This window comes from Burkholderia sp. ABCPW 111, assembly GCF_000773065.1.
Lineage (GTDB): Bacteria > Pseudomonadota > Gammaproteobacteria > Burkholderiales > Burkholderiaceae > Burkholderia > Burkholderia savannae.
Genome location: NZ_JPWT01000016.1, coordinates 1 through 5232 on the forward strand (window position 1 = coordinate 1; position 5232 = coordinate 5232).

General features: G+C 69.9%; 6 protein-coding genes. 5 read left to right on the top strand and 1 reads right to left on the bottom strand.

Features of this window, described 5'->3' with window-relative positions:
• Positions 1-307 precede the first annotated feature (307 nt).
• The 3 genes from X946_RS04465 (at position 308) to X946_RS04475 (ending at position 2368) form a co-directional block, all read left to right on the top strand.
• The gene (locus tag X946_RS04465) at positions 308-1000 is read left to right on the top strand and encodes an AzlC family ABC transporter permease (protein WP_235363992.1); all 693 of its coding nucleotides are present in this window, start codon (positions 308-310) and stop codon (positions 998-1000) included.
• Positions 997-1338 carry an AzlD domain-containing protein gene (locus X946_RS04470; protein WP_038744493.1) on the top strand — a complete coding sequence of 114 codons (342 nt, stop codon included), beginning with the start codon at positions 997-999 and terminating at the stop codon, positions 1336-1338. The genes X946_RS04465 and X946_RS04470 overlap by 4 nt, the downstream gene beginning before the upstream one ends.
• A 244-nt stretch (positions 1339-1582) precedes the next feature.
• Positions 1583-2368, top strand: a complete 786-nt coding sequence (locus X946_RS04475) for a DUF4088 family protein (protein WP_038744494.1) — start codon at positions 1583-1585, stop codon at positions 2366-2368.
• Positions 2369-2584: 216 nt separating this feature from the next.
• Here the strand turns inward: X946_RS04475 and X946_RS04480 are convergent, their stop codons facing one another.
• Positions 2585-3070, bottom strand: coding sequence for a hypothetical protein (locus X946_RS04480; RefSeq protein ID WP_038744496.1), 486 nt, complete (start codon positions 3068-3070; stop codon positions 2585-2587).
• 306 nt (positions 3071-3376) lie between these two features.
• Here X946_RS04480 and X946_RS04485 point away from each other — a divergent pair, with 306 nt between their 5' ends.
• A complete protein-coding gene (locus X946_RS04485; protein WP_038744499.1) occupies positions 3377-3598 on the top strand; it encodes an RNA-binding S4 domain-containing protein in 222 nt (73 codons plus the stop codon).
• A 124-nt stretch (positions 3599-3722) separates the two neighbouring features.
• The gene (locus X946_RS04490; RefSeq protein ID WP_038744498.1) at positions 3723-5117 is read left to right on the top strand and encodes an MATE family efflux transporter; all 1395 of its coding nucleotides are present in this window, start codon (positions 3723-3725) and stop codon (positions 5115-5117) included.
• Positions 5118-5232 lie beyond the last annotated feature (115 nt).

Here is a 5232-nt window from a genome sequence, read left to right on the forward strand (position 1 = left end):
GGCTTTGGCTTTGGCTTTGGCTTTGGCTTTGGCTTTGGCTTTGGCTTTGGCTTTGGCTTTGGCTTTGGCTTTGGCTTTGGCTTTGGCTTTGGCTCGGGCTTTGGCTCGGGCTTTGGCTCGGGCTTTGGCTCGGGCTTTGGCTCGGGCTTTGGCTCGGGCTGGACCTTCACGACATCGACATCGCAAGAACGTACAAGCGAGCGCCTCTCCCGCGCGGCTATCCTCCATCGCACAGGAGGTAGCCGCCTTGTCCCAGTCCCGCTCCACGCATCCCCCGCCCGCCCGGCTCGGCGAATTCGCCGCCGGCATGCGCGACACCGTTCCGATGATGGTAGGTGCCGCCCCCTTCGGCGTGATCTTCGGCACGCTCGTCACGACGGGCCCGCTCGCGCCGTGGCACGGCGAGCTGATGTCGTTCGCGCTCTTCGCCGGCTCCGCTCAGTTCATCGCGCTCGGCCTGATCGCGGGCAGCGCGAGCTATGCGGTCGTGCTCGCGACGACGTTCGTCGTCAATCTGCGCCATCTGCTCTACAGCGCGACGCTCGCGCCGTACGTCGCGCATCTGCCGCTGCGGTGGCGCGCGACGCTCGGCGCGCTGATGACGGACGAAGTGTTCGCCGTCGCGTACGCGCACTACCGTCATGCCGAGCCCGGCGCGACCGGGCCGTACCACTTCTTCGGCTCCGGCGTCGCGATGTACGTGAACTGGCAGGTGTGGACGATCGCGGGCCTGCTGTTCGGCGCCGCGTTCCCGCGCCTGCAGTCGCTCGGGCTCGACTTCGCGATGGCGGCGACGTTCATCGCGATCGTCGTGCCGCAACTCGCCTCGCTGCGCAATCTCGCCGCCGCGGTGACGGCGGGCGCCGTCGCGCTCCTCTGTCGCGCGTGGCCGTACAAGCTCGGGTTGCTCGCCGCCGTCGCCGCGGGCGTCGCGATCGGCGTCGCGCTGACCTGGTTCGCGGAGCAGCGCGCGCGCCGGCGCGCGGAGGCCGCATCATGAGCTACGCGCTGCTGATTCTCGGAATGGCGGCGCTCACGTACGCGATCCGCACGACGCTCTTCCTGCTCGGCGATCGCCTCGCCTTCCCGCCGCTTCTCCTCGCCGCGCTGCGCTTCGTCCCCGTGACCGTGCTGACCGCGATCATCGTGCCGATGACGCTCGCGCCGCACGGCGGCGACGCGGAGCTGACCTGGCGCAATCCCCGGCTCGTCGGCGCCGCTGCCGCGGTGCTCGTGTCCGCCGCGACGCGCCGGCCGCTCGTCACGATCGCCGCCGGGCTCGCCGTGTTCTTTTTCTGGCAGGCGATCGTGCCGCCGCGCGGCTGGCTGCCGGGCTGAGCCGCGTGCGCCGCCCGCACGCGCGGCATCGGCGCGCACGGCCCTCAAGTTCCCGCGCGCACAGCCGTTAAGAAGATGAAGCCCCGCGCCCGGCGACCGAATCCCGTCATCCGATCCAGCCGGACAGCACGACGACCGACGGCCAGCCGGCCGATCCGCGCAGCCGACACGCGGCCTGCCCACGTCGGCTGCGCGCGGGCGAAAGCGCCGGTCGAGCCGACCGGCATCGAGCATCGAGACAGACATGGGCCAAATCACTCTCACGCTGAAAGACGACACCGTCGCTTCCCTGCGCAAAGACTTCGATGCGTTCTTGCGCGTGTCGCTCAAGCTCGATCCGCAGTTCGTCACGCCGTCGTTCGAGGATTTCCTGCGCGCGAAGCTGCTCGACAGCATGGTGCCGCTCACCGAGCACGCCGTGCAGCGGCTCCTGCAAGGCGGCCAGTATGCGTGGGCGAAGCGCACGCTCGACAAGGAGTTTCCGGACGTCGTCGCGATCCTGATCCGGCAGGCGGGCGAATTCGGCTTCGGCTTCGCGTCGCGCTCCGAATGGACGCCCGACGAACTCGCGAAAGCATGCCGCGAATGGGCGGCCGCCGTCGTGTCCGGCGCGCAGGGGGATGCGGCGCTCGTCGATCCGCTCGCCGCGCAGATCAAGGCGGCCGTCACCGACATTCAGACGCTCGAGGAGCGGATGCAGACGCCCGCGTGGCGGCTCGCCGAATCGCTGCGGCAACGCGTGTACGAAGCGAAGCTCGCGTGCGAGATGAGCGTCGGCAGCGTCGCGCGCGAGAAGCTCGGCGAGCTGCGCGGGCTACTCAGGCTCGGCATCGCGCACGGCTCGTTCCAGAAGCAGGAAGCGCAGCAGATCATGGAATACCTGCGGCTCCTGAAGCCCGAGATCTTCGTCGAGGAGCCGTACGACATCTTCACGCGCATCGCCGCGTGGCTGCGCAGCGTGTTCATCGTCACGCCGCCCGCGCGCGGCGCGCAGAACACGGCGCAGCCGCAGGGGCGCCGCCGCCAGTAGCCATAGCCGTTGCAATTGCCGTTGGCCGTAACCAGTCACGCGCGGCGCGCTCGTTCGCGCGCGCGGAAACGCGGTTCGAGCACGAAGGCGGACCGCTAAAACGCAACGGCCCGGACCGCGCGATGCGATCCGGGCCGTCGTCCATCGGTCGACGCGCAATGCGCCAGGCGAGCCTTCCGGGGCGAAGCCCGCTTGCCGCGCGCCGGCCTTCGGCGCTTACTCGCCCGCGCCGGCCTTCACGCCGCCGTTGACGGACAGCGAGCCGTTCGCGCCGCCCGCGACACCCTTCGCCAGACCGCCCGCCGCGCCCGCGACGCCGCCGACCGCATTGCCCGCCGCGCTCGTCGCGCCGTTGACGGCGTTGCCCGCCGCATTCGTCGCACCTTCGACCGCGCCGCTCGCCTTCGTCTTCGCGTCCGCGCCGAGCTCGGCCGCTTCGTCGGCCTTCGCCTTCGCCTTGGCCTTCGCGTGCGTCACGTGCTTCTTCGCCGAATGCTTGACGGCATTCGCCGCCGCTTCCGGCGATGCGGCCGACAGGTCGCCGCCCGCGTTCAGTTGCGCGCTCGCGCCCGCCTTCTGGCCGAGCACGTCGGCCGAGCCGCCGACCGAACCTTGCGTCGCCACGCCGGCCGTCTGCGCGAAAGCGGTCGTCGCCACCGCCGCCACCGCGGCACCGATCAACATTGCACGAATCTTGGACATCGCAATTCTCCTCAACAAAGTCGTTGGAACGGCGTGCCGTCGAAGGCCGCCGCTATGTGCCCGCCGCGACATGCAGCGAGTCCGTGTACAGACCGGCCGATTTCGTTCGCGGTTCGCCGTTCTCGACAACTGTTACCCACCGTTTCATTTGCTGACGAGTTCGACACACTCGCTTACACGCGGCGGCCCGAATCGCGCGAACCCCCGAAAACATTTGACGCGCGCCTTACACCGCTTGCGCCGCGCATCGCTTATGATGCGATGCCGCCGTCGCGCGGCGCGCTCTTCTTTCCCGTTCTCACTGCCATGCCCAACCTGGATTTCACGCTGACCGGCGAATTCGTCGAACTGCATAACTTGCTCAAGCTCACCGGTCTCGCGGACAGCGGCGGCTCGGCGAAGATGCTCGTCGCGTCGGGCGCGGTGAAGGTCGACGGCGCGCCCGAGCTGCGCAAGACGTGCAAGATCCGCGCGGGCCAGGTCGTGCTGCTCGGCGACACGCGCATCGCCGTGCACGCCGCGACGTAGCGAGCCCCTGTCGGCCGTAAGGCCATCAGAAGCCGGCATCGACAGCGTTCGCGGAAACTCGTAATCTCATTGTTTCCTAAAAATAAGCAAAGGCGCGGGCAGGCCGTCCGCGCGAACGCGTCCCATGTCGCCTACCAGTTTCACGCGAGCGGCCGCCGCGCCGCCCCCCACCCTGTCCCGTCACGCCGCCGATACGGCGCGCCTCGCCGCGCCGCTCGCGATCGCGCAGCTGTCGCAAATGGCGATGAGCGTCACCGACACCGTGCTGCTCGGCTCGCTCGGCCCCGACTCGCTCGCGGCGGGCGGCCTCGGCGCGAATCTGTTCTTCGTCGTCGTGACGCTGCTGCAAGGCGTGCTGACGTCGGTCAGCGTGAGCGTCGCGCACGCGCGCGGCGCGCAGGCCGAGCACCGCGTGCCGCACATCTACTGGACGGGCTTCGCGCTGTCGCTGCTGCTCGCGGTTCCGGCGTTCGCGCTGCTGTCGTTCGCGGAGCCGCTCCTGCGCGCGTTCGGCGAACCGGCGGCGCTCGCGCGCAATGTCGGCGAATACGCGGCCGTGCTGCGCTTCGCGGCCCCCGGCAGCCTGATCGGCGTCGGGCTGATGCGCTCGTTCCTGCCCGCGATCGGCGCGGCGAAGCGGCTGCTGTGGGTGTCGCTCGCCGGCGTCGGCGTCAACGCGTTCCTCAACTACGGCCTGATCCACGGCGCGTTCGGGCTGCCTCGCCTCGGCTTCCTCGGCTCCGCGACCGCGACGACGATCACGATCTGGCTCTCCGCGCTCTTGCTCGTCGCGCTGCTGCACGGGCGGCCGGCGTTCAAGCACTTCGTCGTCGCCGCGCGGCCGCGGCTGCCGCTGATGGGCGAGCTGTTCGGCATCGGCTGGCCGGTGGCGATCACGTACGGCGTCGAATCGACGCTCTTCCTCGCGACGGGCCTCACGGTCGGCGTGCTCGGCGAATCGTCGCTCGCCGCGCATCAGATCGCGCTCAATGTCGCGTCGGTCGCGTTCATGGTGCCGCTCGCGATCGGCCAGGCGGCGAACGTGCGCGTCGGCTACTGGGCGGGCGCGGGCGCGCCCGTTGCCGCGCGGCACGCGGGCTTCGTCGCGCTCGGGCTCGGCATTGCGTTCATGTCGCTGTCGGGACTCGTGCTGATCGTCGCGCCGCACGCGATCGTCGGCCTCTATCTGAAGCTCGACGATCCCGCGAACGCGCACACCGTCGCGCTCGCGACGTCGCTGCTCGGGATCGCCGCCGTGTTCCAGATCGTCGACGGGATGCAGACGGTCGGCTCCGGCTGCCTGCGCGGCCTGAAGGACACGCGCGTGCCGATGCTCGCCGCGACGCTCGGCTACTGGGGCATCGGCTTTCCGACCGGCTACTGGTTCGCGTTCCATGCGGGCCTCGGCGCGCGCGGGCTGTGGTGGGGGCTCGCCGCCGGGCTCGCGAGCGTCGCGGTGCTGATGACGTGGCGTTTCCATCGGAAGAGCGCGGCGCTCAGGACGCATGCGCGCGGTTAAGCGCGGGCTTCGGCGCGCGCGTTAGCGCGTTAGCGCGTTAGCGCGTTAGCGCGTTAGCGCGTTAGCGCGTTAGCGCGTTAGCGCGTTAGCGCGTTAGCGCGTTAGCGCGTTAGCG

Excerpts from the sequence above, each read along its gene's own strand:
- X946_RS04470 (WP_038744493.1), top strand. The coding sequence starts at position 997 with ATGAGCTACGCGCTGCTGATTCTCGGAATGGCGGCGCTCACGTACGCG.
- X946_RS04490 (WP_038744498.1), top strand. The coding sequence starts at position 3,723 with ATGTCGCCTACCAGTTTCACGCGAGCGGCCGCCGCGCCGCCCCCCACC.
- X946_RS04485 (WP_038744499.1), top strand. The coding sequence starts at position 3,377 with ATGCCCAACCTGGATTTCACGCTGACCGGCGAATTCGTCGAACTGCAT.
- X946_RS04475 (WP_038744494.1), top strand. The coding sequence starts at position 1,583 with ATGGGCCAAATCACTCTCACGCTGAAAGACGACACCGTCGCTTCCCTG.
- X946_RS04480 (WP_038744496.1), bottom strand. The coding sequence starts at position 3,070 with ATGTCCAAGATTCGTGCAATGTTGATCGGTGCCGCGGTGGCGGCGGTG.
- X946_RS04465 (WP_235363992.1), top strand. The coding sequence starts at position 308 with ATGCGCGACACCGTTCCGATGATGGTAGGTGCCGCCCCCTTCGGCGTG.